Origin of the sequence: Zobellia barbeyronii (genome assembly GCF_018603515.1) — a bacterium.
Classification (GTDB): Bacteria; Bacteroidota; Bacteroidia; order Flavobacteriales; family Flavobacteriaceae; genus Zobellia; species Zobellia barbeyronii.
On sequence record NZ_JACATN010000004.1, the window covers coordinates 750,334 to 774,218 of the forward strand.

The 23,885-nt window shown below is 36.4% G+C and carries 28 protein-coding genes; 6 read left to right on the forward strand and 22 right to left on the reverse strand.

Annotated elements, in window-relative coordinates; genetic code table 11:
• Window positions 1-183: 183 nt before the first annotated feature.
• Entirely contained in the window at window positions 184-1,314 is a 1,131-nt protein-coding gene (locus HW347_RS15725; RefSeq protein WP_214612697.1) for an esterase-like activity of phytase family protein, read from the reverse strand.
• 154 nt (window positions 1,315-1,468) lie between these two features.
• Here HW347_RS15725 and HW347_RS15730 point away from each other — a divergent pair, with 154 nt between their 5' ends.
• Both HW347_RS15730 and HW347_RS15735 read left to right on the forward strand, forming a co-directional pair.
• On the forward strand, window positions 1,469-2,035 hold the full coding sequence (locus HW347_RS15730) for a DNA-3-methyladenine glycosylase I (RefSeq protein WP_214612698.1): 567 nt from the start codon (window positions 1,469-1,471) through the stop codon (window positions 2,033-2,035).
• A gap of 22 nt (window positions 2,036-2,057) precedes the next feature.
• Window positions 2,058-2,645 (forward strand): hypothetical protein, encoded by a 588-nt coding sequence (locus tag HW347_RS15735; RefSeq protein ID WP_214612699.1) that lies wholly within the window; start codon window positions 2,058-2,060, stop codon window positions 2,643-2,645.
• 4 nt (window positions 2,646-2,649) lie between these two features.
• On the opposite strand, the gene aat is transcribed toward HW347_RS15735, so the two are convergent.
• From aat to HW347_RS15755, 4 genes are all read right to left on the reverse strand, one after another.
• Window positions 2,650-3,333 carry a leucyl/phenylalanyl-tRNA--protein transferase gene (gene aat, locus HW347_RS15740; RefSeq protein WP_214612700.1) on the reverse strand — a complete coding sequence of 228 codons (684 nt, stop codon included), beginning with the start codon at window positions 3,331-3,333 and terminating at the stop codon, window positions 2,650-2,652.
• A gap of 96 nt (window positions 3,334-3,429) precedes the next feature.
• Entirely contained in the window at window positions 3,430-3,807 is a 378-nt protein-coding gene (locus HW347_RS15745; protein WP_214612701.1) for a DUF3127 domain-containing protein, read from the reverse strand.
• 101 nt (window positions 3,808-3,908) lie between these two features.
• Window positions 3,909-4,577 (reverse strand): hypothetical protein, encoded by a 669-nt coding sequence (locus tag HW347_RS15750; RefSeq protein WP_214612702.1) that lies wholly within the window; start codon window positions 4,575-4,577, stop codon window positions 3,909-3,911.
• 90 nt (window positions 4,578-4,667) lie between these two features.
• A complete protein-coding gene (locus HW347_RS15755) occupies window positions 4,668-5,552 on the reverse strand; it encodes a flavin reductase family protein (RefSeq protein ID WP_394370284.1) in 885 nt (294 codons plus the stop codon).
• Between the two features lie 145 nt (window positions 5,553-5,697).
• On the opposite strand from HW347_RS15755, the gene HW347_RS15760 reads away from it, so the two are divergent.
• Both HW347_RS15760 and HW347_RS15765 read left to right on the forward strand, forming a co-directional pair.
• A complete protein-coding gene (locus tag HW347_RS15760; RefSeq protein WP_214612703.1) occupies window positions 5,698-6,846 on the forward strand; it encodes a sensor histidine kinase in 1,149 nt (382 codons plus the stop codon).
• Between the two features lie 51 nt (window positions 6,847-6,897).
• On the forward strand, window positions 6,898-7,239 hold the full coding sequence (locus HW347_RS15765) for a hypothetical protein (protein ID WP_214612704.1): 342 nt from the start codon (window positions 6,898-6,900) through the stop codon (window positions 7,237-7,239).
• Window positions 7,240-7,245: 6 nt separating this feature from the next.
• On the opposite strand, the gene HW347_RS15770 is transcribed toward HW347_RS15765, so the two are convergent.
• Window positions 7,246-7,635, reverse strand: coding sequence for an HIT family protein (locus HW347_RS15770; RefSeq protein ID WP_214612705.1), 390 nt, complete (start codon window positions 7,633-7,635; stop codon window positions 7,246-7,248).
• Window positions 7,636-7,646: 11 nt separating this feature from the next.
• The gene (gene greA / locus HW347_RS15775) at window positions 7,647-8,123 is read right to left on the reverse strand and encodes a transcription elongation factor GreA (RefSeq protein ID WP_214612706.1); all 477 of its coding nucleotides are present in this window, start codon (window positions 8,121-8,123) and stop codon (window positions 7,647-7,649) included.
• Window positions 8,124-8,268: 145 nt separating this feature from the next.
• On the opposite strand from greA, the gene HW347_RS15780 reads away from it, so the two are divergent.
• Window positions 8,269-8,706 (forward strand): Rieske (2Fe-2S) protein, encoded by a 438-nt coding sequence (locus tag HW347_RS15780; RefSeq protein ID WP_214612707.1) that lies wholly within the window; start codon window positions 8,269-8,271, stop codon window positions 8,704-8,706.
• A gap of 7 nt (window positions 8,707-8,713) precedes the next feature.
• On the opposite strand, the gene HW347_RS15785 is transcribed toward HW347_RS15780, so the two are convergent.
• The 3 genes from HW347_RS15785 to HW347_RS15795 form a co-directional block, all read right to left on the reverse strand.
• Window positions 8,714-9,373, reverse strand: a complete 660-nt coding sequence (locus tag HW347_RS15785) for a YqgE/AlgH family protein (RefSeq protein WP_214612708.1) — start codon at window positions 9,371-9,373, stop codon at window positions 8,714-8,716.
• Window positions 9,374-9,379: 6 nt separating this feature from the next.
• Window positions 9,380-10,357: a Gfo/Idh/MocA family protein gene (locus HW347_RS15790; RefSeq protein WP_214612709.1), complete on the reverse strand. Its 978-nt coding sequence runs from the start codon at window positions 10,355-10,357 to the stop codon at window positions 9,380-9,382.
• A gap of 132 nt (window positions 10,358-10,489) precedes the next feature.
• Complete coding sequence (locus HW347_RS15795) at window positions 10,490-12,718, reverse strand: TonB-dependent receptor (RefSeq protein ID WP_214612710.1); 2,229 nt, start codon at window positions 12,716-12,718, stop codon at window positions 10,490-10,492.
• Window positions 12,719-13,089: 371 nt separating this feature from the next.
• Between HW347_RS15795 and HW347_RS15800 the strand changes: the two genes are divergently transcribed.
• Complete coding sequence (locus HW347_RS15800; protein ID WP_214612711.1) at window positions 13,090-15,585, forward strand: hybrid sensor histidine kinase/response regulator; 2,496 nt, start codon at window positions 13,090-13,092, stop codon at window positions 15,583-15,585.
• Here HW347_RS15800 and HW347_RS15805 read toward each other — a convergent pair.
• From HW347_RS15805 to HW347_RS15860, 12 genes are all read right to left on the reverse strand, one after another.
• A complete protein-coding gene (locus HW347_RS15805) occupies window positions 15,560-16,942 on the reverse strand; it encodes a sigma-54-dependent transcriptional regulator (protein WP_214612712.1) in 1,383 nt (460 codons plus the stop codon). The genes HW347_RS15800 and HW347_RS15805 overlap by 26 nt on opposite strands.
• Before the next feature lie 179 nt (window positions 16,943-17,121).
• Window positions 17,122-17,433: a hypothetical protein gene (locus HW347_RS15810; protein WP_214612713.1), complete on the reverse strand. Its 312-nt coding sequence runs from the start codon at window positions 17,431-17,433 to the stop codon at window positions 17,122-17,124.
• 71 nt (window positions 17,434-17,504) lie between these two features.
• On the reverse strand, window positions 17,505-17,816 hold the full coding sequence (locus tag HW347_RS15815; protein WP_214612714.1) for a hypothetical protein: 312 nt from the start codon (window positions 17,814-17,816) through the stop codon (window positions 17,505-17,507).
• 70 nt (window positions 17,817-17,886) lie between these two features.
• Window positions 17,887-18,198, reverse strand: coding sequence for a hypothetical protein (locus HW347_RS15820; RefSeq protein ID WP_155594986.1), 312 nt, complete (start codon window positions 18,196-18,198; stop codon window positions 17,887-17,889).
• Between the two features lie 355 nt (window positions 18,199-18,553).
• Entirely contained in the window at window positions 18,554-18,904 is a 351-nt protein-coding gene (locus HW347_RS15825; RefSeq protein WP_214612715.1) for a DHCW motif cupin fold protein, read from the reverse strand.
• A gap of 116 nt (window positions 18,905-19,020) precedes the next feature.
• A complete protein-coding gene (locus HW347_RS15830; protein ID WP_214612716.1) occupies window positions 19,021-19,569 on the reverse strand; it encodes a hypothetical protein in 549 nt (182 codons plus the stop codon).
• Between the two features lie 106 nt (window positions 19,570-19,675).
• Window positions 19,676-19,993, reverse strand: a complete 318-nt coding sequence (locus HW347_RS15835) for a hypothetical protein (RefSeq protein ID WP_214612717.1) — start codon at window positions 19,991-19,993, stop codon at window positions 19,676-19,678.
• 364 nt (window positions 19,994-20,357) lie between these two features.
• Window positions 20,358-20,666 carry a hypothetical protein gene (locus HW347_RS15840; protein WP_155594990.1) on the reverse strand — a complete coding sequence of 103 codons (309 nt, stop codon included), beginning with the start codon at window positions 20,664-20,666 and terminating at the stop codon, window positions 20,358-20,360.
• A gap of 230 nt (window positions 20,667-20,896) precedes the next feature.
• On the reverse strand, window positions 20,897-22,435 hold the full coding sequence (locus tag HW347_RS15845; RefSeq protein WP_214612718.1) for a DUF4301 family protein: 1,539 nt from the start codon (window positions 22,433-22,435) through the stop codon (window positions 20,897-20,899).
• Window positions 22,432-22,998: an AAA family ATPase gene (locus tag HW347_RS15850; protein ID WP_194552076.1), complete on the reverse strand. Its 567-nt coding sequence runs from the start codon at window positions 22,996-22,998 to the stop codon at window positions 22,432-22,434. Before HW347_RS15850 ends, HW347_RS15845 begins: the two co-directional genes overlap by 4 nt.
• On the reverse strand, window positions 22,953-23,591 hold the full coding sequence (gene pnuC, locus HW347_RS15855) for a nicotinamide riboside transporter PnuC (protein WP_214612719.1): 639 nt from the start codon (window positions 23,589-23,591) through the stop codon (window positions 22,953-22,955). The genes HW347_RS15850 and pnuC overlap by 46 nt, the downstream gene beginning before the upstream one ends.
• Window positions 23,575-23,835 carry a thiamine-binding protein gene (locus HW347_RS15860; protein ID WP_214612720.1) on the reverse strand — a complete coding sequence of 87 codons (261 nt, stop codon included), beginning with the start codon at window positions 23,833-23,835 and terminating at the stop codon, window positions 23,575-23,577. Before HW347_RS15860 ends, pnuC begins: the two co-directional genes overlap by 17 nt.
• Window positions 23,836-23,885 lie beyond the last annotated feature (50 nt).

Here is a 23,885-nt window from a genome sequence, read left to right on the forward strand (position 1 = left end):
TTTAATCTTCTTTAAAATTTGATAACAAAGTTAACACTCTGCTATTTCTGACTTGGTAACATGGGTCACATTGGTAGTATTTTATTGCAAGAACTTACAAAACTCTAGCTCAACAACCTTTTTAAGACGAGAAAGTCCGTTATACCATAGTACAACGGACTTTACACAACTTTATTTAATCTCTTATTTTACTTCAAGAAGTATGAATTGATTCAATTGCGGGCCAAATGCACTAAAGTTATTATCCGCCACCAAGACCAATGAACGATTTCCATTTTCTAATTCAGGGCCAAAAGTAATTCCCTCAATGTTATCTACTACCCCATCCGTTAATTGATTTCTAACACTTTCAAAATCGAATAACAACTTCTTGCTCGCTTTTATATAGTCAGCATCTTTAAGACTATCCATACCGCTTACGTCCGCAGCTTTAGAAGCATCCACATCATAAATCTTTACGTTGTTACCACCATCTGCATAGCCAGTTGAAAACGAACGTTCCAATACCAAAAACTTATCGGTATCATATTCTAGAATTTCTACAACGCCATTTACTGTAAAAGCAGTTTCATCAAACTTTCTAGCAATTGGATCTAACTCATAAGCAAACTCTTTTCCGAATGCACCCGAAGCATTTATATAAGCTATTCTTACTGGAGAATCCGTATCCTCCACTATTGGTTCAACCCCGTCTTGAGCAAGAGGCAGTTCCATTGAAGCCCAATAGCCCACTTTATCATAAGCAACAGAAAGACCTTCAATAACCCCATTATGTCTTGGACCTCGGTTTTCATCATCGGATACTTTAAATTTTTCGGATAAGGAAATACTCGATTTATAAGAACCATCGGCACTTGCCAATCTCACAAAAGGATCAATACCGCTTTTGATGTTTCCTTCACTAGACCACAACAAGCTACCACCTGGAGTAACCCGTATAGACTCTGGATCTACCTCACCATCTGCAAAAGGCAAATTACTGCCGTTCAACAATTCCGTAACCCCATTAATAACTACGTTTTCAAATCCGTTTTCATTAAATTGAATGTCTGCCGTGTAAAACCGAATGGGTGCTTTGGCATCATCACTAATCATGTACCACTTTCCATCTGCATAGTCTATTGCAGACAATCCGCCAACAATTGTCCCTGCATATATAGAACCATCAGGTAATACATATTCATCCACAAACTGTAGACTGGTTATATCTTCTCCTTGCGATTTTGCATCGCCCATAATCTCATCTATATGCTCACATGAGATAACCGTGGTTAATATTAGTAGCCCTAAAATTTCTAATGTAAAGTCCTTCATTTTAATGTATGTTTTGGTCTGGCAAGATCTCACTTAGATTGCATTAGGAGTTTAACTCTAGATTACGATTATATTACGGTTATATTATCTGTTGAGATTTAGAGTTGCTAGATCTGCTTGTATATTCATACCTTTAAATGTAGATAAACTGAACATGGAAAAACAAAGATGCGGTTGGTGCAAAGGCGATACACTTTATGAAGCTTATCATGATGAAGAATGGGGCTCACCCGTAAAAGACGATGCCTTATTGTTTGAATTTTTAGTATTGGAAACCTTCCAAGCTGGATTAAGCTGGATTACCATTTTAAAAAAGCGCGAAAATTTCAGGAAAGCATTCGACAATTTCGACTATAAGAAGATAGTTGCTTATGAGGAGGATAAAATTCAGGAATTACTTCAAAATGCTGGAATTATTCGAAACAAATTAAAGGTTCGTGCAACAGTTTCTAATGCTTTAGCGTTTATAAAAGTGCAAGATGAGTTTGGAAGTTTCAGTAACTATGTTTGGGGATTCGTTAATGAAACACCCTTAAAGAATAGTGTTGAGAATTACAAAAATGCCCCCCCTGCAAACACAGAGCTTTCTGATGCACTCAGTAAAGACCTAAAGAAGAGAGGTTTTAAATTTGTGGGCAGCACTGTGGTCTATGCTTTTATGCAGGCAGTGGGCATGGTTAATGACCATGAAATTTCTTGCTTCAGGTATAACGAAGTATAGTTGAAGCTAATTATTAAAGTGTATGAATTTTAAGTCTGTTTTGTTTTTAGTCCTATGTATCACCCTCAGTACCAATAGCGCTTTCGCTCAAGTAAAAAACGAACGCGAACATCGTATTCGTAAATCGCAATTTCCTGAACAAGCACTTACTCTAGTAAAAGAAAAGTTGGCCAATGCCAGACGTATTCGCTTTTATAAAGAAATAGACAGCAGTAAAATTAGTTATGAAGCTAAATTCAAAAAAGACCGTTTACAATACAGTGTTAAATTTAACGCCAAAGGAAAATTAGAAGATGTTGAAATCATAATAAAACCAGTAGATATTCCAAATGATGCATATTCTAAAATTACTACCTATCTAGAAGAGAATTTTATAAAGTATAAAATACGAAAAATACAACAGCAGTATATTACGGACGGTGACAATGTAGATCAAACTTTAAAAGAGGCTTTTCAAAACCTCATGCTACCCTCTATTAAGTACGTGTTTCTAATTAATGGAAAAAACGATAACGGTTCTGAGAAATTTGAAATACTTTTTAATTCCGAAGGTAAATTTGAACTGATGAAGAATGCATTGCCCCCTAATTATGACCATGTACTATACTAGTACATTATTCTCTGTTTTCTAACTTATTTTCAGTCTGTAAAATTTTAATGAATTCGTTACGAGGAATTTCTTCTGCGCCTAGACTCTCAAGATGATCGGTATGTATTTGGCAATCGATAAGTTTGTAGTTCTTACCCTCTAATTCTTGCGCTAGTTTAATAAACGCAAATTTTGAGGCGTTACTCACCGTACTGAACATACTTTCTCCGCAAAAAACAGACCCCAAATCAATACCGTAAAGTCCACCTACAAGTACATCGTTTTCCCAAACTTCATAAGATGTTGCAAATCCCTTTTCATGCATTAGCAAATAGGCATTTTTCATTTTTTGGGTAATCCAAGTGCCATCTTGATCTTCTCTTTCTATACTGGAACAGGCATCAATTACCGCTTTAAAACAGGTGTTTTTTGTTAATCGAAAACGACCATCACGCAGTACTTTACGCATGCTTTTGGATACTTTTATTTTATGTGGATATAAAACCATTCGTGGATCTGGGCTCCACCATAAAATTAAGGCATCATCATTAAACCACGGAAATATTCCGCTTTTATAAGCCAACAGCAAACGCTCCACAGACAAATCACCACCTGCCGCCAAAAGACCTTCGTAATTAGCATTCTCTACGGAAGGAAATACCAATGCGTCAGATAAAACAATTAATGAATTCTCTTGTTCGTAGCTCACCACTTTCTGTTTTTAATATATTTCAAAAATAAGAAAAGCCCCGCTAGGTATACATACCTACGGGGCTTCTCAAGTTTTCATCAATCGATTATTCGCTTAGAAAGGCAAATCGTCGTGATCTTCTTCGTTAAGATTATCAGCTGGCTGAAAAGCTTCTGCTGGTGGTACAGGAGGCATTCCTGCTGCACTTTGCTCAGCTTGTGCACCTTCAATTCTCCAACCTTGGATAGAGTTAAAATACTTCACCTCACCTTGTGGGTTTGTCCATTCTCTACCTCTTAAGTTGATGCTAACTTTTACATCCTGACCAACTTTAAAGTTGTTTAACAAGTCCGTTTTATCCTGTACGAACTCTACCATTATATGTTGCGGATACTGCTCATCTGTAGTTAATACAATCTCGCGCTTTCTGAACCCATTGTTACCAAACGTTTGGGTTTCTCCTACCATTTTTACTTTTCCTTGAACTTCCATGATTATGAATTATATGTGCACTAATTATTTATAGGGATAAAATTACTTTTTATACTATAAATCACCTAGAAAAATAAGCAGAAGTTATTAAAGGTTATTAGCTATAGTTTATAATAAAACTTTACTCCTAAAGAAGGATTAGGCCTAAAATCGCTCTCCTCTTTTTCGTAAATAGTCCTAAAACCATGTCTTGGGCGCTCCGCGCTTCCCTCGCGAGCATTTACCAAATTCCCGAACGTAACATCTTTAAATCGGAAACCGAGACCTCCGTAAAAATTGAATCCCAATCGACTACCTAAATTCAAGAACAGCCCAAACTTTAAATGCATTCCATATTTCTGTCGATTAAAATCGGCCTTGTCATAAAGAAAATCAACACCATCTTTTCGCTGGTATCCATCGTTCAACAATGTTATTGATTCATCAATGTAAAAAAATTCGGCAGAGATATACTTAGGCGTTCTTGAACCTTTTCCTAATCTATAGTATATTTCTGGACGTACCTCAAAGAGTGAACCATCTTCGGACTCTCTCTGTGAAAACAGACCTGTTCCCCCACCTGCACCCAAGTCAAGACCTAGTTTCCAATGCCCTCCTAAGTGTTGAATATAGCCCACACGTAACCTGGGCGAATAGATATCTAATAAAGAAAGTGGACTGAAAGTAAGATACGAATTGATATCAGAGCTTTTGTTTCTGTAATCATCTTGAGAAAACACATGCTGGACGGACAAAGAAAAAATAATAAACGCAAGTATATAAACTCTCATAAGGTGTGTTGGTTTTTAGTTTATTCTAGTTTTAACTAGAACACTTCCCAACTATTTAAACCCTACTAAAATACTGGTTTTCCAGTAGTTTTACTTCGCTAATAGTATCTTCCAAGCAGACAGTACATCATTTTGCTGTAAAAGCTCTTTTGCTTTTTCTTCTAACATCCCTCTATCTCCTCCACTAATAATAGATCGTATTTCTACATGTGATGAAACAAATTCTTCTACAGCTTTGTGGTCGGGAATTTCTTCCACATTACCCAACATACCCAAATCATTACCGGTCAAAACTTTACTTAACCTTATATGTTCAGGAATCTGATCAATACCAATACCCAAAGAAGATAAAGGTTTAGGCACTTCAAACAAACCTAAGTTGGCCCTACTATACCAATTACCTCCCATACGGGCTACTTGATCTATCTTACGTTGGTCAATAACTCCATTCTCATCTAAAACGTCTGGATCTACATGAACTTTGACTACTTCTGCAAAAATTAAATTACCAGCTCCACCTTCACGGCCTAATGCTTCAACCTTTGTCACTTTACATTCAAATTGTACCGGAGACTCTGCTACTCTAAAAGGTTTTACAATATCCGAAGGCAACATTGTTAATCCAGATTTCTCAAACTCATTTACATCCTTTCCGTATTCCGTGCTAGAAAGTGACATCTGCTGCACCATTTTATAATTAACAATATTTATGACCACTTCCATAGTCAGCAAAACATTTTGCAACGTATGCTTGGTAGTATTATCACGCACTCTACGTGCTGGAGAAAATATTAGAATTGGCGGGTTGGCACTAAACACATTAAAAAAACTAAAAGGAGATAAATTGGGATTGCCTTTTTCATCCACAGTGCTCGCAAATGCAATTGGTCTTGGACCTACAGCTCCTAAAAGGTAACCGTGTAATTGTGCAGTAGTTACCGCCTCTGGAAGTATTGAAATCATTTCTTTTGCCATAGGATAAAGGTAAGAAAATTGAATGCATTAAAAACACGCCCGTAAACAGGGTGTACTATAATTTCCTCATATTTACGTTATCTTTGATGAGTTCTTCCTATAATGAAACTCAGGCACGAACGGATTCTAAAAGCTATTTATTCGGATGAATTTTAATCCTAAGAACAGGTCTTCCAATCTTACTTTACTCATTGCATCGTTTGCTATTGTGAGCCTCATCTTGCTGAATACCAATAGTTTTTTTAAGAAATTTAAAGAAGAAGAGCGCCTGAAAATGGAAATCTGGGCCACGGCTCAATCAGAATTTCAACAGTCTTCAGAAGACACTGACCTAGGAAACCTTCACCTTAAAGTTTTTCAGAACAACACCTCTACCCCAATGATCTTGGTGAATAAAGATGGATCTGTCAAGACCAATAATATAGACCCAGAAAAGAGTATTGATTCTGTTTATGTACAACGACAGATATTAAAGTTTCAAAGTGAGAACATTCCGATTTCTATTGATCAACAAGGGGAGCATTTAGCTACTTTATACTATGGTAATTCTGAGGTTTTGAACAAACTAAAGTATTACCCCATAGCCCTTTTGCTAATTATATTTCTGTTCGCTGCGGTAATTTTCTTCTTTTTTAAAACCAACAAAGCTTCGGAACAGAATAAAGTATGGGCAGGTATGGCCAAAGAAACGGCTCATCAAATTGGCACACCTCTTTCTTCTTTATTAGGCTGGAACGAACTTTTGAAAACGGAAAATATCAACCCGGAAATCACCAAAGAGATAGCAAAAGACATTACAAGACTTGAAACTATTACTGAACGGTTCTCTAAAATTGGGTCATTACCCAAATTAGACACCTATGACATTGTTAAAGAGACCAAGGATGCCTATGAATACCTTAAATTGCGAAGCTCTAAACTTATAGAATTCTCTTTCACTTCAGATGAGGAAGAAATTCCGGTGATGCTTAACCACACCCTTTTTAACTGGACTATTGAAAATCTTGTAAAAAATGGTATTGATGCTATGAAAGGCAAGGGAAGCATTCATATTAAAATCATCAATGAAGGGAAACAGGTTCACATTCAAGTTTCGGATACAGGTCATGGCATACCTAAAAGCAACTTCCAAGCAATTTTTAATCCAGGGGTAACTAGCAAAAAAAGAGGTTGGGGGTTAGGTCTTTCATTGGTCAAAAGAATCGTTGAAGAGTACCATAAGGGGAAAATAAAAGTACTTTCGTCGAATAAACAGGGTACAGTTATGCAACTTACTTTAAAGACACTAAGTTAGAAGGTTCAATTAAGAGGATAGTATAATTTTATATTTTTGATACGCAGTAAAATGGCAAATGAAAAGTTAGTGATTATAAAAGAGGCGGACCTGACAAACAACTGTCCGGAATGTTTTAGTCAAGATTTAAAGCTTTCATTTTATCAAAAGCACAAGCAAGGCAAACTTTTCAACTCCATTACCAATGAAGTTACTTCTAAAATTGTCTGCAACAAATGTGGAACTGATATCTACCCCGTAAGTTGGACTGACGATATTGAACGAAGCTTTAAATACTACCAAAAAATGGTGGTACCAGATAGAAGTACAGTAACATTTACCTCTTTATTCTGGATACTTACTCTTTTGTTAGTGGCTGTAGTGGCTGCTGGTGTTTATTTCTTGCTGCAATAAAGACTATTACAGTGCGGCTATAATCTTAGCAGCCGTTTCCTTAAATTCTTCTTCAGAAAGTGAAACCTTATTTTGAAAAGTTGCATCCTGCATATTCGTAAGCGGAATAAGATGCACATGAACGTGAGGAACTTCTAAACCAATAACGGTCATACCTACCCTTTTACACTCAATAGAAGCCTCTATAGCTTTTCCTATTTTACGTGAAAAAGCCATAAGACCCATATATAAATCTTCGTCTAGGTCCATAATCTTATCAACCTCTTTTTTAGGAATACACAAGGTGTGCCCCTTAGCATTTGGGTTGATGTCCAAAAAAGCAAAATAATTCTCGTCTTCCGCTATTTTATAACAGGGAATTTCGCCGTTTATGATTTTTGTGAAGATGGAGGCCATAACTATTTTTTTTAAGCTCTTGTAATCTCTAAGATTTCAAATTTTAAAGTACCGTTTGGCACCGTTATCTCTGCAGTTTCGCCTACTTTTTTACCAAGTAGACCTCTACCGATAGGAGAATTAACAGATATTTTTCCTGTTTTAATGTCGGCCTCACTTTCAGCGACCAACGTATACTTCATTTCCATACCATTATTTTGGTTCTTCAACTTTACGGTTGACAACACCAAAACTTTAGACGTGTCTAGTTGCGACTCATCTATAAGACGGGCATTAGACAGGGTTTCTTCCATCTTTGAAATTTTCATTTCCAACAGACCCTGTGCTTCTTTAGCAGCATCATACTCGGCGTTTTCAGATAAATCACCTTTATCTCTAGCTTCGCCTATAGCTTGAGAAGCTTTTGGACGTTCAATATCTTTTAAGTGATTGACCTCGTCCCTTAATTTTTGTAATCCTTCTTTTGTATAGTAAGATACGTTACTCATGTTATACTCGTTTAATAATCCTGTAAAATAAGAAAATCCTCTACATAAGACGATATATAACCGACTATTTTTAGAGAGGATTTAACGCAAATATACATAATTTTTGATCACTTTTGTTGGACGTATTTTAAATGACAATACCCGTATGAAGCATTTTTGGAGCATTTTTCTTATCCTATTACTTTTTTCGTGTAGTAATGATGGTGTAGTACGTAATCCTTATATACAGGAACTTGGATTTCGGTTTGATATGAATCTTAACTTACCCCTTTATAGTGGCCTAACTAATCTGGGAAGTGTAGTATATATAGACAATTCCGGAATAGGTAACAGAGGAGTATATGTTATTAAATCAAGTTTTGACCAATTCCGAGCGTTTGAAGCAAGTTGTCCAAATCACGTACCCAATGAATGCTCTACTATGACCTTAAAAGGGCAGAACGTTACTTGCTCTTGCGAAGACTATGAGTACAGCCTTTTTACCGGACAATTACTGAACCGGCCAGATGATGGGAAAAGATATTACGACATGCTAGAATACCGTGCTACACAAAGTGGCAACATAGTTCTGGTCACGAATTAAACCAAAGTTATTCATTTCGATATCTATCCATAATTACCTTAAATAATTCTCCCGTGCTTGGTGGCGTATAGGAAATGGCATTTGCACCAGCTTCTATTGCTGCTAAAATAGATTCATCTGTTTTTCCTCCTGTAGCAATTATTGCCACTTCATCATTAATATCGCGAATGCGCTTTATGATGTCTGTAGTTTTACCAGCTCCAGAAACATTAAAAATATCTATCCCAGCCTTTATCCGCCCCTTTATATCGTCTTTTTCCGAGACAATGGTAATGGTGACAGGAATATCTATTCTATCCTTTAACTGCCTTATAAGGTCATTAGGCGCCGGTTTGTTAAGCACTACACCCAACGCTCCTTGAAAATCTGCATGAACTGCCAATTCAACCGATCGGTTACCTGTGGTAATTCCCCCTCCTACTCCGCAGAAAATAGGCTTATCTGCCGCTAAAATCAGTGCATTGGAAATGGTGGGCTGTGGTGTAAACGGATATACGGCAATAATGGCATTTGCATTCGTATTCCGAATAATGGCAACATCTGTGCTAAAGAGGAAAGACTTTAGCAATTGACCAAAAACACGAATACCAGAGCATTCGTCAATAATTTCAGGTACAGCAACGATATTCTTGCGCAGCTTGCTACCAAAAGCAGGTATTTTTTTCATCTTAACTTATAAATTACCCAAAATGCTATCCATTACCCAACTGGTATGCACTGCCGTTTTACCGGTTGAAGGATGAGTTTGTTTCCCTAATAAATCCTTTTTCAAGTTTTCTACATGGAATTTTTGCACATGTTCAGGGTGTTCAATGAACAGCTTTTCTTCACCTTTTGTATTAGCTAATACAACATCGGCCTCTTCAAAAACGGCGAAACTGATTTTACCTTCGCTACCGTAAATCTCAACTAAATCTTCTCTTTGGTGAGTGCCAAAATTCCATGTACCTGAACCTGTAATTCCATTTTCATGAAGCCAATGCCCCGTAATGGCATCTTTAGCAGAGTATAATCCTTGTTGATTTAGCGCCGTACCGGAAACACTTTTAAAATCGCCCAATAAATACGCGAAGAGGTCTAGTCCGTGACTAGCCAAATCATCAAAATAACCTGCAGGAGCCACTTTAGCATCCGTACGCCAATTGTACTCTCCACTCAAATCTATATCGTTAGGTGGCTTACCTAAAAACCATCTAATATGGCGCACTTGTCCAATTTCATTAGCATCTAACCATTCCTTTACCTTTAAAAAACGAGGTAAAGAACGGCGATAATAAGCAACAAATAGTGGTAATTTCTTTAGTTCAAAAGCTTTTTGGATTTCAAGACTATCAGCATAGCTTGGAGCCATTGGCTTTTCAATACAACAAGGCTTACCCGCTGCGGCAACTTTTAGAGCATATAGTTTATGACTGTCGGGAGGTGTGGCTATATAAACCGCGTCTACCTCATCATCATTTATAAGTGCATCCGCATCTGAATAGTATTTGGACACGCCATGCCTTTTAGCATAGTCAGCGGCTTTGTTGGCATCACGGCGCATTACGGCCACTACTTCAAAACCATCTGTTTTTTGATAAGCTGGTCCGCTTTTGATTTCAGTTACATTACCGCAACCTAAAATACCCCAGCGGATTTTAGTTTTATTCATCGTTTCACTCATATAGCCATTACTTTGAATCCGTAGTAAAAATAACGGATTTAAGCACAGCTTGCGAAGCCCGATGAAACTAATTCAACAAGTTTTTAATGCAATCCGTTTACGCGTAAATGACTAGTACCATTAAAACCTAACAGTGGCTCCTAATAGAAAATTGGTTCCTGCTTGTGGATAATAGCCAGCACCCTCAATAGTCTGAACTGAGCCCGAAGAATCATCATCATATGTATAGAAATAGCCATTAGAAACTATATCCTCATCAAAAATATTGTTTACTAAACCAGATAAAGTGATGCTCTTAATAACTGATTTAAAATTAAGGACGTACTGTATATTTAAATCCGTTTGTGAATAGGCATCCAACACAGAATTTTCTGAATCTATATTACCCATATACTGCTCACCCACATATTTAGACAATGCAGATATTTGAAAATTCTTAACTGGCGAAAAAGCCAAACGGTTACCTATGACCACATTTGGAGAATATGCAATATTAGTATTCCCTAAGTCCTGAAGCACCCCGTCTCTTTCAAAAAAGAATTCTAAATTCTTATTAGAACTGATTGCAACATTAGGTTGTATTTGCCATTTTTCACCTAGAAAAATATTAGCATCCAACTCAATACCGGCACGGTAACTATCCCCCACATTTTCGCGTAATGGAGCGCCAGAATCATTGAGCCCACCTGTTAAAACTAACTGATCTTTGTAACGCATATAATATGCGTTAGCATTCAACTGAAAAGCATTGGACACATAACGCCAACCCAGCTCAAAGTCATTCAGTTTTTCTGGCTTAGGATCACCGTTTTCATAATCACTTCTATTAGGCTCCCTATTGGCTACAGCATAACTGAAATAGAAGTTATTGTTTGCGTTCAAATCAAACACCACACCTGCTTTTGGATTAAAAAAGTGAAACGTATCATCTACAAGTCCTGTTTCTTCTCCATTTGCCAAGTACCCTACTCTCCTATATTGAAGATCTGCGAAGAGATTCCATTTATCGTTTAGGCCGTAATTTGCTTTAGTGTAAAAATTGAAATCCGTTTTATTGGAATCATCTTCATAATACCGATCACGAATCTGACTATCAGCAGCGTAATCCGCCCAAATAACTTCCCCAAAGTGATCACCCTGGTAGGAGTTCCATCCTCCACCTAAGATAACATTCAAACGATCTTTTGTATAATCCGCAGAAAAAACAGTTCCGTAAAAATTATTTTCTAACCAACGACGCCTAATGTAGTCCGTGGAAGTAATTTCTTCACCATTTAACGTAAAGCTATCTAGACCAATAAAATTCAATTGCGAATCGCCTTTATTTAACACATTGGTATAATACCAGTCATCAACGTATTCCTCAAAATATCCTCGGCCTTTTGTATAGTGTAATGCCAGATTAAAGCTCCATAAATTCGATAATTTTTCATTCCAAAGAAATTGGGCATGATTTTGCTTATAATTATCTACCTGTCGATCATAGAACCCCTCTAAATCGCCATTGTCATCAAGTTTTACACCCCCAATATTAAAAGAACGATTCGAATCAATGTTACCATCTTGACCAATGAGATTAATTGGCGAAGGGTCAAATCCAAACCAAGATTGATAAGTAACTTCATGACCACCAAAAAGCAAGGCTTTTAATTGTGTTTTATCATCCGTGTAGGCCGCTTGTAAAAAGTAGGAATCTAAATCTGAGGAAGCCCTATCTACATAACCATCTGAAGTTATTCTAGACAATCGCCCTGAAATTTCAATATGGTCATTTAATAGTCCTGTACTAAATTTAATATTGTTACGAAGTGTTTTAAAACTACCTACAGAAGATGAAATCTGAGCAAAAGCTTCATCCGCAACAGCATCCGTTAATAAATTAAGACTAGCACCAAAAGCTCCCGAGCCATTTGTAGACGTACCCACACCACGTTGTAATTGCAAGCTTTCCGTAGATGAAGCAAAATCCGGCATATTCACCCAAAAGGTACCATGAGATTCAGAATCGTTATAAGGAATACCATTAATGGTCACATTTACACGGGTATTATCACTACCACGCACACGAATACCAGTATAACCAACACCTGCGCCAGCATCTGAAGTAGTTACTACACCTGGCAAAAAATTCATAAGAATTGGAATATCCTGACCTAAATTACGAGAGGCAAATTCTTCTTTATTAAGGTTTGAAAAGGTTACAGGAGTTGTTTTATTGACCCTAATAGCCGAAACAAAAACCTCATCTAGGTTTATTTTTTTTCCGGTAACGGAATCAATTTCCTTTTCTTGAGCGGATATTTGGCTGGTAATTACTAAACAAACCAAAAACATTACAAAGTACTTCATTCGTATACGTTAGCTACGAATAAAAGGGGCGTTATTCTTATTTTTAAATTGAATTTTGCCCGATTGCGGACAGACATAAAAATTCCAAGAAGTGAAAAATCACTATCCCTTGGCAGCATTACCCGCCCAGGTTCATTGGGTATGATCTCAGCTTATCTTGTATTTAGTTTAAACATTACTCCGCTTAACCACAATAACAAGAGTTCGCACCCCTTTGAGATTCGGCAAATATAGGTCTAGGCTTTCACATTTCATAACTAATTCAACCAAAAGACCTACTACAGGCGGTCTTTGAGATATATGAGTCAAACAATTAACGCTTATTTATAAACCCTATCAGCTTTATATCCGTATTTTTAGAAACACTTTTTGTGCAAAAAAAGAACATGGTAAACGCTTCCAAAAAATCAAAAAACAAGTTCACCTTAAAAATTGTCACTAGCTACCTTATTTTGGCACTATTGGCAACAAGTGTTGGCTATTTTGTATATACAGAAATACAGACCTATATTTCTACCGAGGCTTCTGATGTAAACGATGAAAAGCTGCTACGCACAAGCTCATTGATGACCAATCTTTATGAGGCAGAAAGTCTATCAAAATTAGCATTGCAAAGCAACGAGAAAATCAATTTTGATGGGTATGCCCTTAAAATTGATTCTATTCAGGTGGAAATTGACACGTTAAAACAGCTGATGTTAGGTGAAGAGCAGAAAAGCTTATTGGATAGCCTTCAAATATTATTGGGTCAAAAAGTTAACAACAACAATGAATTACGTAGCCTGAAGGTCAAAAATAATTCAGCACACTCACTAGACCAAGCCCTTAAAGAATTTGAAAAAATAGAAGAATCTTTTGGTAAGTTTTCTGCAGAAAACCTATTCACCAATTTTGACCAATTATCTCCTAAAGTACAGAAGTCCCTGCGAGAATATGCCGTACTAATTAGTAAAAACGTACCGGAATCAGACAATACCGTCAAGAATGCAGCTTATGTAGATTCTATATTGAACGTTTCAAAATCTATCCTGAGAAAAGCAAAATTAGCGGATTATAGATCACAGCGTTCATTGGCACAAAAAGAAATTGAGGTAAACCGTAATGATCTAGAATTGTCTCGTCAGCTTCAAAATATCATTGCTGCGTTTGAAAAAGAGATTATATCTAGTAGTTACAATACCAGTATTGTAAAAAGGGAAACTTTAAAAAGAACAACGCGAATAGCAGGAATAGCTGCATTACTCGGTTTTTTAATCGTTGGGATATTTTCTTTCTTGATTACCAAGGATTACTGGAAAGTACAGACATACCGAGTGCGATTGGAGAAAGAAAAGAAATTTTCGGAATCAATATTAAAAAGTCGCGAGCAACTCATTTCAACCGTAAGCCATGATCTTCGTACTCCTCTTAATACTATTAGCGGTTATTCCGAACTACTGGAAAGTACGGAGTTATCAAAGAAACAAAGCGGTTATATTAAGAATGTAAAATCCGCTTCGGAATACGTGGGTAATCTAGTGAACGACCTAATGGATTTTTCCAAGCTAGAAGCCGGCAAACTCAAAATTGAAAAAGTACCATTTATTCCAGCGCATCTTATTCAAGAAACTGCTGAGAATCTTCAAGCTATTCATGCCAACAAGGGATTAAAACTCATTCTGGAAATAGCACCACAGTTACAACAAACGGTCTTGGGAGACCCTTTTAGAATTAGGCAGATAATTACTAATCTTATGGGCAATGCCTTTAAGTTTACTGAAGATGGCTCAATAAGAATTACTGCAACCGCAGAAAAAGGAAAGGATAAAGCTATAACTGCGCGAATTCAAGTAGCGGATACAGGTATTGGTATTGCCAAGGACAAACAGCATCTAATATTCAGAGAATTTACACAGGCCGAAAAAACTACTGAAAAGAAATTCGGCGGGCATGGATTGGGTCTCACCATATCTAAAAAATTGGCTGAGCTCCTTAAAGGTAAGTTGACTCTTGAAAGTAAGCTGGGTGCCGGAAGTACTTTTACCTTGCGATTACCCCTAGAAATTACCGATGCCGTTGAAAAACCAGGTGAGGAAATGCCTTATATGGCGCCAAAACTGCGTATGCTAATTATAGACGATGATACCGCTCTGTTGCATATGCTACGCGAACTAGCGGAAAGCATGGGTATTACTGCACATACTTTTACCAATTTCCTTTCTATTGAGAAAGACTCTCACCTAGCTTATGATATTGTTCTAACGGATATTCAAATGCCACAGGTAACTGGCTTTGAAGTGCTGAAAAAGTTGCAATCTGGTGCATACAAACATTACTCGAACCAACCAATAGTAGCCATGACGGGAAGAAGAGATTTGGGCCCAGAGGCCTACATAGGGGTTGGTTTTTCTCAAGTTTTACAAAAACCTTTTACAAGAGGTGAACTCATAGCTACCCTAAAATTACTAGGTATAGCTACCCAAAATCAAGAGCCGAAAGAAGAAGAAATAAAAATACCGGAGCAAGAGCCAAAACTATATAATCTAGATATTATACATTCCTTTTTAGGAAAGAACGAAGATGCCATTCAAGATGTATTAGGTACTTTTTTAAGTGACACGGAAACCAACATGAAACTTCTTGAAGAAACGGTTTCTGCAAAAGATTACCAGCAAGTAAACCATGTAGCACACCGTATGCTGCCTATGTTCAGACAGCTAAAAGTTGAGAATTGTGTGACCATATTAGAAAGAATGGAACTGGGCACACCAGAAAATCTTGACCCAGATATCCTTGCAAGCTCCTTTGTAGTCTTAAAACACAGTGTTAAAGAACTAGTAGCAGAACTAGAAGAACGCTTGGCTACAAATCCAGATTATAATGGTTGATTTTATTATAAAGAGTCTTTCTAGTAACCTGAAGTAATTTGGCCGCTTTCGATTTATTGAAATTGGTCTTTTTTAAAGCTTTTATTATGCGGTCTTTTTCGAATTCTGATTTTGAAAAATTCTCTACTGTAGCTTCTCTTTCTTTAGGTTGAAGTACCTCTCGCGGTAAAGCATCCATTTGAACTTCATCACCAGTAGTCAGCAGTACAGCCCGTTTAATGACATTCTGTAATTCACGAAGGTTACCAGGCCAATGATACTCTTGAAAAGCCTCCCAAACTTCTGGCGAGAAACCGCCTACGTTTTTATCTAAACTGGCATTCGCCTTATTCAAAAAGTTCTCTGCAAATAGCATTAAATCTTCAAATCGCTCTTCCAGAGAAGGTATTTGAATCGAAAATTCATTCAACCTATGAAAAAGATCTTCCCTAAAAGTTCCTTTTTCAACGGCTTCTGTTAAATCCTCGTTAGTAGCGGTGATAATACGTAAATCAACATCAATCTCTTTGGTACTACCTACACGTTTTATTTTTCTTTCTTGAAGCGCACGAAGCAATTGTATTTGATTCTCGTAAGACAGATTGCCCACCTCGTCCAAGAACAAAGTACCTTTATTAGCAGCTTCAAAATTTCCTATTTTATCTTCTACAGCACCCGTAAAACTCCCTTTTATATGACCAAAAAACTCACTTGTAGCCAATTCTTTAGGTATCGCACCACAATCTACGGCTATAAAGTTGAAGTCTTTTCTTTTGCTGTTATCGTGAATAGCCTTAGCCGTCACTTCCTTACCCGTACCACTTTCGCCAGTTATTAATACCGACATATTTGTAGGGGCTACCAGTTTTATATAATCCTCCAATTTCTTAGAAGCATCACTAACGCCTTTAACAATGGACTTTAAGTCTACTTTTTCAGCAGCTGGATTTGCACTTTTTTGTTTTGAGTTCTCCTTTATCTCCTGTACTACAGAAGTAGCAACTTGGGTTGGATTAGCCTCTACCTTTAAGGCATTGTCTAAAATCATTACAATTTCATCCGGAGTAAAAGGTTTTGAAATATAGTCGAACGCACCTTTTTTCATGGCATTTACAGCCGTGCCCACCTCTGCATAACCCGTCATTACTACTACTTGAGTTTTTGGGCTTACCTCTTTTATATCGGATAACAATTGTATTCCGTCATAATCGGGCAAACGCAAGTCTGTCAATATCAAATCAAAATTAGTTTTTCCAAATTTTGATTTGGCATCTGGGGCAGTGAAGCTGGTCTCTACTTCGTAACCGTGTTTTGTCAAAAACTTTTGGAGCATCTGACAAAATGCGGCATCATCTTCAATGATTAAAAGGTTTGGCATAAAAGCATTCTAATGTTCTGTATCTATCTACGTAAAAATAGCACAAGAAAGCTCTTTCTCTTCTAATTTTATCATAAAAGATACTTTTAGAAAAAGGCCAAAACGCAAAAAAGGAACCGTTATATCACGGTTCCTTTCTTAAAATTGGTTCGGAATTACTTCCTACAATTTAACTTTTCTTACTGCTCAATAGCGTTTCCTTCTTCGTCAACGATTAGTGCACCTGAAGTACCATCTTCTAAAGAAACTTCCAATTTGTACTGATTAGCTTCGTTTTTGTGTGCTGCATTGATAGTAGCACCTGGGTAGTTAGTTGCAACCATTGCAGTTACTGCTTCTGGAACTTCTTCCAATGCAACCTCAGCAAAAGCATCTTGCTCTTGTGCTACAGCTTCAGTAGCTGTTTCTGCAGCCTCAGCAGCTTGCTCTTCTTGAGCGAATGCAGTTAAACTTCCTAATGCGAATACAGACGTGATAAATAATTTTTTCATAATATTTTATTTTTATATGTGTATATAATTAATGGTAATAGTATTATTTGGGGGAACTAATAAACTTATTCTTACTGCTCTATAGCGTTTCCTTCTTCGTCAACGATAAGCGCACCTGAAGTACCATCTTCTAAAGAAACTTCCAATTTGTACTGGTTAGCTTCATTTTTATGTGCTGCATTAATAGTAGCACCTGGGTAGTTAGTTGCAACCATTGTAGTTACTGCTTCTGGAACTTCTTCCAACGCAACCTCAGCAAAAGCATCTTGCTCTTGTGCTACAGCTTCAGTAGCCGTTTCAACAGCTTCAGTAGCTTGCTCTTCTTGAGCGAATGCAGTTAAACTTCCTAATGCGAATACAGATGTGATAAATAATTTTTTCATAATGTTCTATTTTTATATGTGTATAATTAATGGTAAAATGCTTTGTCTTTGGGGACTTTTAAGCTAATTCTTACTGCTCAATAGCGTTTCCTTCTTCGTCAACGATAAGTGCACCTGAAGTACCATCTTCTAAAGAAACTTCCAATTTGTACTGGTTAGCTTCATTTTTGTGTGCTGCATTAATAGTAGCACCTGGGTAGTTAGTTGCAACCATTGTAGTTACTGCTTCCGGAACTTCTTCCAACGCAACCTCAGAAAAAGCATCTTGCTCTTGTGCTACAGCTTCAGTAGCCGTTTCAACAGCTTCGGTAGCTTGTTCTTCTTGAGCGAATGCAGTTAAACTTCCTAATGCGAATACAGACGTGATAAATAATTTTTTCATGATATAGTGTATTAAGTTTATTACTAATTGATTTCCCTTAGTACATAGAAAATATGATACCAATATTCATAAAAACATTTAATTAACTGATAAACAATGTATTACATTTTTTGTCGATTTTTAAAAGTGTGTATTATTGTAAAATTCTGTTTCCTTTGAGTAATAATTCCACAGTATACACAGTACAGAATTCGTACATATATTTTAGAAGAACCTTAATTTTTCACTTTCAAAACTAAGGTTACTATAACTTTCAAGTAATTACTATTATAAAAAGGAACCTTATACCTAGAAAACAAAAAACCGGTCGAATATATTCGCCGGAAGGTTTTATTTAAATAGGTTCTGTTGTATTTCAATTTTGCCTTAAAAAGTCGCCATCAATGATTAATAGTTTTACTCCTTTTTTAGAAATTGAACGATGAGAGCTTAAACCATCAGAAACAACATAAGTCATTCCTTTAGTCAAAGTTATTATCACCCCACTTTTTAGCTCGTTCTCACAAGTACCTTCCAAACATTGAACGATATGACCTTTTTCACACCAGTGGTCTGCAAAGTAATCCTTAGAATACTCAACCATCCGAATGCGCAATCCATTATATTGAGTTGTTTGCCAGTATGCCATTCCTGTTTCTCCAACATGTTCAGTTTTCGGAATTTTAGTCCAGTCTATTGATTGGAAAGGAATATTTTCTGTTGACATATATCTTAGGATTTACTTTTCCGGTTAGTTAGTTAATGTTTTAGCAATAAATAGTACGGGAATAAACTAGCACTTCCTTTACACCTTACACGTAGTTAAATCTTTTGGTTTTGGTTTTACTCCATTCGTTTTAAATAACTACCGTCATCATTTTTAATAAATTGGATTCCAATTAAAGGTGAGTAAATTATAAATCCAGAATGACTTCCAGAGTTTAATACAAAAACATTATTAAATTCATATCCGTCCGAGCTGAAATCCGCAAGTGCTTCTTCTAAATTTTCAGTATTTAGACTATCTATTCCATAAAACCCAGGACCATCAGCAACAACGATGTGAGATTTATTTTCATCCCTTTTTTCTATTATAGTAGTAAACGTTCTCCCTAAATCTTCAAATATCAACTCATTTTCCTGACTTTCAGCCAACACAACGACGCAGCTATCATCGTCCGAAGAATTAAGGCTTCGATTTTCAGTTATTTTGACAGTAACTTTAGCAGTTTGCATTTCTTGTTCGTTGTTAATAAACTGAATGTTATCTTGAGCTATTGTACTCATCGCAGATGATTCAAACTCATTAAGATTGTAGTTGATAGTTTCATCATCTGAGCAACCACACCCATATATTATCGTAAAGCAAAGAATTCCAACAAGTATTTTCATTTCTAAAATATTTAGTTAACAAACTTATTTAAATATAGAAAGGGGCTGCAAATGCAACCCCTTTCTGACCAAACCAACTTGATACAAAACAAATAACTCAAGTTATTTACATTTCAATCCAGTTACCATTTTCGTCAGCATACAAAGTACCAGCAGTACCATCTTCTAGAGATACTTCTAGTTTGAACTGATTTGCTTCGTTTGTGTATGCTTTATCTATTGATGCAGTAGGATAGTTTTTAGAAACTGCAGCAGTTACTGCTTCAGGTAGCTCTTCTGATGATACTTCAGAAAAATCATCTTGTGTAGCTACTACCTCTGTTGCTTCTGTAGCCTCAGTTGTTTCAATAACTGTTACTTCTTCCTGAGCAAAAGCCGAAAGACTTCCTATTGCAAAAATTGCTGTGATAAATATTTTTTTCATAATCGTGTACTTTACATTAATATTCTGATTACTGTAAAGAAATAATGATACCAAAAAACAAAATAACATTCAAATAATTGATAATCAGATATTTAGTAATATTTTCATTTATTTAAAGTGTGTAATAGTGTGTATTTGTTGGTATAACTTGTGTAAAATATACACGAATAGCCAAGAGGCAGCCAAACAAGCCTATACACTCGCAATTACCCTAATTAAAATCTTATAGAACTTATCAATCTCAAATAAAACTGCACCCTTATCCTATTGAATAGAACTAGCGTAAAACAAAAAGTCCCGTCTTCATGTGAAGACGGGACTTTTCTACTAACTTTTTTAACTATATAGTTAAATAAGGATAATCTTATTTTTCAATCCAGTTACCTTCAGCGTCTGCATACAATTCAGCAGTTTCACCGTCCTCTTTAGCAACTTCTAATTTATACTCAGCTTCTTCGCTTAAGTAAGCTTTAGAGATAGTTGCACCTGGGTGAGCAGCCTCTAGAGCTTCAGAGATAGCAGCAGGAACTTCTTCAACAGCAACTTCAGCATAAGCATCTTGAGCTTCAACTACTTCAGTTACTACTTCTTCTGCAACTACAGTTTCTTCTTCTTGAGCAAAAGCAGTCATTGTACCTAAAGACAATACTGCAGCAAACATTAAATTTTTCATTTTGTGTGTTTTAAAATTATTATTTGTTTTGATAATCGATTAGTATAGAGAGAAAATGATGCCAACAAGTCTAGCACCCCTTAGAAACACATTAGTATGTTGATTATCAATGTTTTAATTTAAAACCAAACCTACATCAAAATGTATACAGGTGTGTAAAAACAAAAAAAAGTGTGTAAAAAATACACACTTTTTGGGTAATTATTAATTTGAGTTACTCCTATACCTACTTACTTTACTTGATGTGCAGGTCGTAATAGGTCGTTTACAGTCTTAACAGGGTTGAAGGTAGAAGAAGGTACTTCTACAAAAATGGTGTTCCAGAAAGCCATTGCACCGTTCCATAAACCTGGAAGCTCTAATGCTTTTAACTCTCTACCTTCTTTTGTCTTCCCAGTAATGAAACCTTGCTTAACATCTACAAAGTTCATAAGATTATACTTTTCTCCTTTATAATTCTTAACAGCGCAAACCAAATCTACAGGATTAAAGTGCGTAGAATTCTTAAGAATACTAGCCTGCTGACTCTTATCCATATCTATTTGAGCCGACTCTATAATCTGAAGTGATATATTACCTTTTCTGTCATTAATCCAAAACGGACCACCACCAGGCTCACCTTCATTCTTGACCATACCACATATGCGTATTGGTCTATTGATTTTATCTTTCAATATTTCAATCTGCTCGCCAATGCTAAAACCAGAGAAACTATCCGAGAAACGAACATTAAGATCATTCTCTAAGAAGCTCTTAATTTCATCTAACTGATTAGATGATAACTCATCATTGTCTAAACTCTTGGCATAAGCAAATGCTTTTTCCTGAGCGGTTATTAGAACACCAGCCAATACCTTCTTACTATCTGCAACCTCGGTAGCAAATTTTGGTACCGTAACATTATCTATATTCTTTATAAAAATAATATCTGCATCTTGCTCATTAAGGTTCTCTATTAATGCACCGTGGCCACCTGGTCTAAATAGAACAGAGCCGTCACTATTTCTAAAAGGTTCATTTTGCATATCTACAGCAATAGTATCTGAAGATGGCTTTTGATTGGAATAGCTTACTTTAAAAGAAGTATTGGTGGCTGCAGAAACTCGTTCGCTAACATCATTGAATTCTTTATTAAACATATCACCATGCTGCTCGCTAATGGTAAAATGCAATTCTGCGGTATCGCCAGTTTTTGCATACACTGATGCTTCGGTCAAATGCTCTTCAAAAGGTGTAGCTGTATGATCACCATAATTATGGAAGGGCAATAAACCTTTTGGAAAAAAGCCATAGTTTAAAGCATCTTCTGACATCATCTCTTTTACAAAAAGATAAACCTCTTCATCTTTTGAGGAAGTTTTGCCTGCAATACGTTGCTTTACTAAATCATAAAAAGCAAAGTTGGTCATCCCTTCAGAAAACTCTTTTAGGGCTTTGTCATTCGTGCGTTCAAAATAACTTTCAAGTGTTTCATTAGCCGGATTGTAGGCATCCAAGAAATTGAACAAAGCCTTAAACATACGGGATGCAGCTCCTGATGCAGGAACGAACTTCAATAAAGACAAGTTACTTTGCGAAGCATCAAACTTCTGTATCAATCCTTTTTCTTCAGCATCGGTAAATTTTGAAAGACCTTCACCCACAGTGGCAGCCTTTTCTAATTGTACAAATGGAATACCTTCTTTAAAAGTTTCTATTTGATCGTGTACCTTTTTTTCTGAAATTCCTTTTTTAGCCAGTAAGGCCAAATCCTTTTCTGTTAGTGTCATTTAATCTTCAATAAGTTATCTATATGTTCTACAGCTGCAGTTAAGCGTTCTTGTTTATTACCGGTTAATATAACAAATTTCCTATTATATTTTTCCAGGGTTTCTTTAAAATAGGCAAACATTCGTTCGCGTTCTTGCGGCTTATCCCTTAAATCATCGCCCACCCATGGCACATCTATATAAGTAAGGAAATATAAATCATAATGATTATTTAACGCGTGCTTCTCCAAAGCTGGATCACAGTACCCAAGATAATACGCTTCGGAATATACTTTGGTCTCAAGCAAATCCGTGTCACAAATAAGAACATTGGTAGCCTTTTTTGCTAGTTGGTTTTCTAGCCTCATCTGTCCTTCTGCAATTGGCAAAAGGTCTTTGGGCTCGCAAGTTTTGCGTTCGTTGTTCCACTTATCCTGCAAGTACTCTCTTGCATACTCAGCAACCCAGACCGTATTATAATGTCGTGCTAACTGATCAGAGAGCGTTGTTTTACCCGTAGACTCAGGACCAAACAATACTACTTTAATAACGTCTGAGGGCTCTTGTTCAAACTTTTTTTCCATGCGAGATAACCGTAAACTGCAACAATTGTAAACAAGAAATATTGCAGGGAGGTAAATATAAGGCCTTTGTACCAATAAAGGGGGACGCTAATGACGTCACCTATAATCCAATAGACCCAGTTTTCTAATTTCTTTTTTGCCATAAGCCACATGCCTACAAAGAAAATAGCAGTGGTAATGGTATCTACGTATGCTGTCCAATTATTGAATTTATCAAAATACAGATAAATTAAACATACCAGCACAACAGTTAAGACGAATAGCAAAACAGACCATTTCTTCTCGCTGTTCGTCGTACGGGTAATGGGTATAAAATGGGTAGCATCTATTTTACGTGTCCAGATGTACCAACCATATATACTCATAGAAAAGTAATATGCATTTATAAGCATATCACCTAAAAGACCAAAAACCAAAAGGATATAAACAAAAATTGCCGTGCTAATTATTCCTGTAGGGAAAACTAATATGTTTTCCTTTTTTGAAAACCAAACACTAAGAAAGCCAAAGACTACCCCAATAATTTCCAACACTACAAGATGTACGGGCGTACCTTGGTACTGGGCAAATATCCAATCAAAAAAATGGTTCATACTCGCTTCGGTCAGACTTTACAATTTTCATAAACAACAGACCTTTATCCATTAGTTCAAAAGCTTCTTTAATGTCGTTTTTGAGAATGTCCATTACCTCATTATACTCACCAAAAACTTGTGTACTTAATGGGTTCTCCAAAACAGTAAGGCCAGAAGTACGTAGTTTTTTTATAAAATTGATGATATGCTCCTCAAAATCGTCCTGTAGAGGGGAAAAGGTAAGTTCTACCGATATGTTCATTTTCTTTGATTATTTATTAAAAGGAATAAAGTTCATTGTAGTCTTTACTA

Coding starts and splice junctions, on each gene's coding strand:
- HW347_RS15765 (WP_214612704.1), top strand. CDS start 6,898: ATGGCAAATGAAAAGTTAGTGATTATAAAAGAGGCGGACCTGACAAAC.
- HW347_RS15860 (WP_214612720.1), bottom strand. CDS start 23,835: ATGAACATATCGGTAGAACTTACCTTTTCCCCTCTACAGGACGATTTT.
- HW347_RS15805 (WP_214612712.1), bottom strand. CDS start 16,942: ATGCCAAACCTTTTAATCATTGAAGATGATGCCGCATTTTGTCAGATG.
- HW347_RS15755 (WP_394370284.1), bottom strand. CDS start 5,552: ATGGCAAAAGAAATGATTTCAATACTTCCAGAGGCGGTAACTACTGCA.
- HW347_RS15745 (WP_214612701.1), bottom strand. CDS start 3,807: ATGGAAGTTCAAGGAAAAGTAAAAATGGTAGGAGAAACCCAAACGTTT.
- HW347_RS15770 (WP_214612705.1), bottom strand. CDS start 7,635: ATGGCCTCCATCTTCACAAAAATCATAAACGGCGAAATTCCCTGTTAT.
- HW347_RS15785 (WP_214612708.1), bottom strand. CDS start 9,373: ATGAAAAAAATACCTGCTTTTGGTAGCAAGCTGCGCAAGAATATCGTT.
- HW347_RS15850 (WP_194552076.1), bottom strand. CDS start 22,998: ATGGAAAAAAAGTTTGAACAAGAGCCCTCAGACGTTATTAAAGTAGTA.
- HW347_RS15730 (WP_214612698.1), top strand. CDS start 1,469: ATGGAAAAACAAAGATGCGGTTGGTGCAAAGGCGATACACTTTATGAA.
- HW347_RS15815 (WP_214612714.1), bottom strand. CDS start 17,816: ATGAAAAAATTATTTATCACATCTGTATTCGCATTAGGAAGTTTAACT.
- greA (WP_214612706.1), bottom strand. CDS start 8,123: ATGAGTAACGTATCTTACTATACAAAAGAAGGATTACAAAAATTAAGG.
- HW347_RS15840 (WP_155594990.1), bottom strand. CDS start 20,666: ATGAAAAATTTAATGTTTGCTGCAGTATTGTCTTTAGGTACAATGACT.
- pnuC (WP_214612719.1), bottom strand. CDS start 23,591: ATGAACCATTTTTTTGATTGGATATTTGCCCAGTACCAAGGTACGCCC.
- HW347_RS15725 (WP_214612697.1), bottom strand. CDS start 1,314: ATGAAGGACTTTACATTAGAAATTTTAGGGCTACTAATATTAACCACG.
- HW347_RS15735 (WP_214612699.1), top strand. CDS start 2,058: ATGAATTTTAAGTCTGTTTTGTTTTTAGTCCTATGTATCACCCTCAGT.
- HW347_RS15810 (WP_214612713.1), bottom strand. CDS start 17,433: ATGAAAAAATTATTTATCACGTCTGTATTCGCATTAGGAAGTTTAACT.
- HW347_RS15830 (WP_214612716.1), bottom strand. CDS start 19,569: ATGAAAATACTTGTTGGAATTCTTTGCTTTACGATAATATATGGGTGT.
- HW347_RS15845 (WP_214612718.1), bottom strand. CDS start 22,435: ATGACACTAACAGAAAAGGATTTGGCCTTACTGGCTAAAAAAGGAATT.
- HW347_RS15820 (WP_155594986.1), bottom strand. CDS start 18,198: ATGAAAAAATTATTTATCACGTCTGTATTCGCATTAGGAAGTTTAACT.
- HW347_RS15795 (WP_214612710.1), bottom strand. CDS start 12,718: ATGAAGTACTTTGTAATGTTTTTGGTTTGTTTAGTAATTACCAGCCAA.
- HW347_RS15835 (WP_214612717.1), bottom strand. CDS start 19,993: ATGAAAAAAATATTTATCACAGCAATTTTTGCAATAGGAAGTCTTTCG.
- HW347_RS15825 (WP_214612715.1), bottom strand. CDS start 18,904: ATGTCAACAGAAAATATTCCTTTCCAATCAATAGACTGGACTAAAATT.
- HW347_RS15760 (WP_214612703.1), top strand. CDS start 5,698: ATGAATTTTAATCCTAAGAACAGGTCTTCCAATCTTACTTTACTCATT.
- HW347_RS15780 (WP_214612707.1), top strand. CDS start 8,269: ATGAAGCATTTTTGGAGCATTTTTCTTATCCTATTACTTTTTTCGTGT.
- HW347_RS15750 (WP_214612702.1), bottom strand. CDS start 4,577: ATGAGAGTTTATATACTTGCGTTTATTATTTTTTCTTTGTCCGTCCAG.
- HW347_RS15790 (WP_214612709.1), bottom strand. CDS start 10,357: ATGAATAAAACTAAAATCCGCTGGGGTATTTTAGGTTGCGGTAATGTA.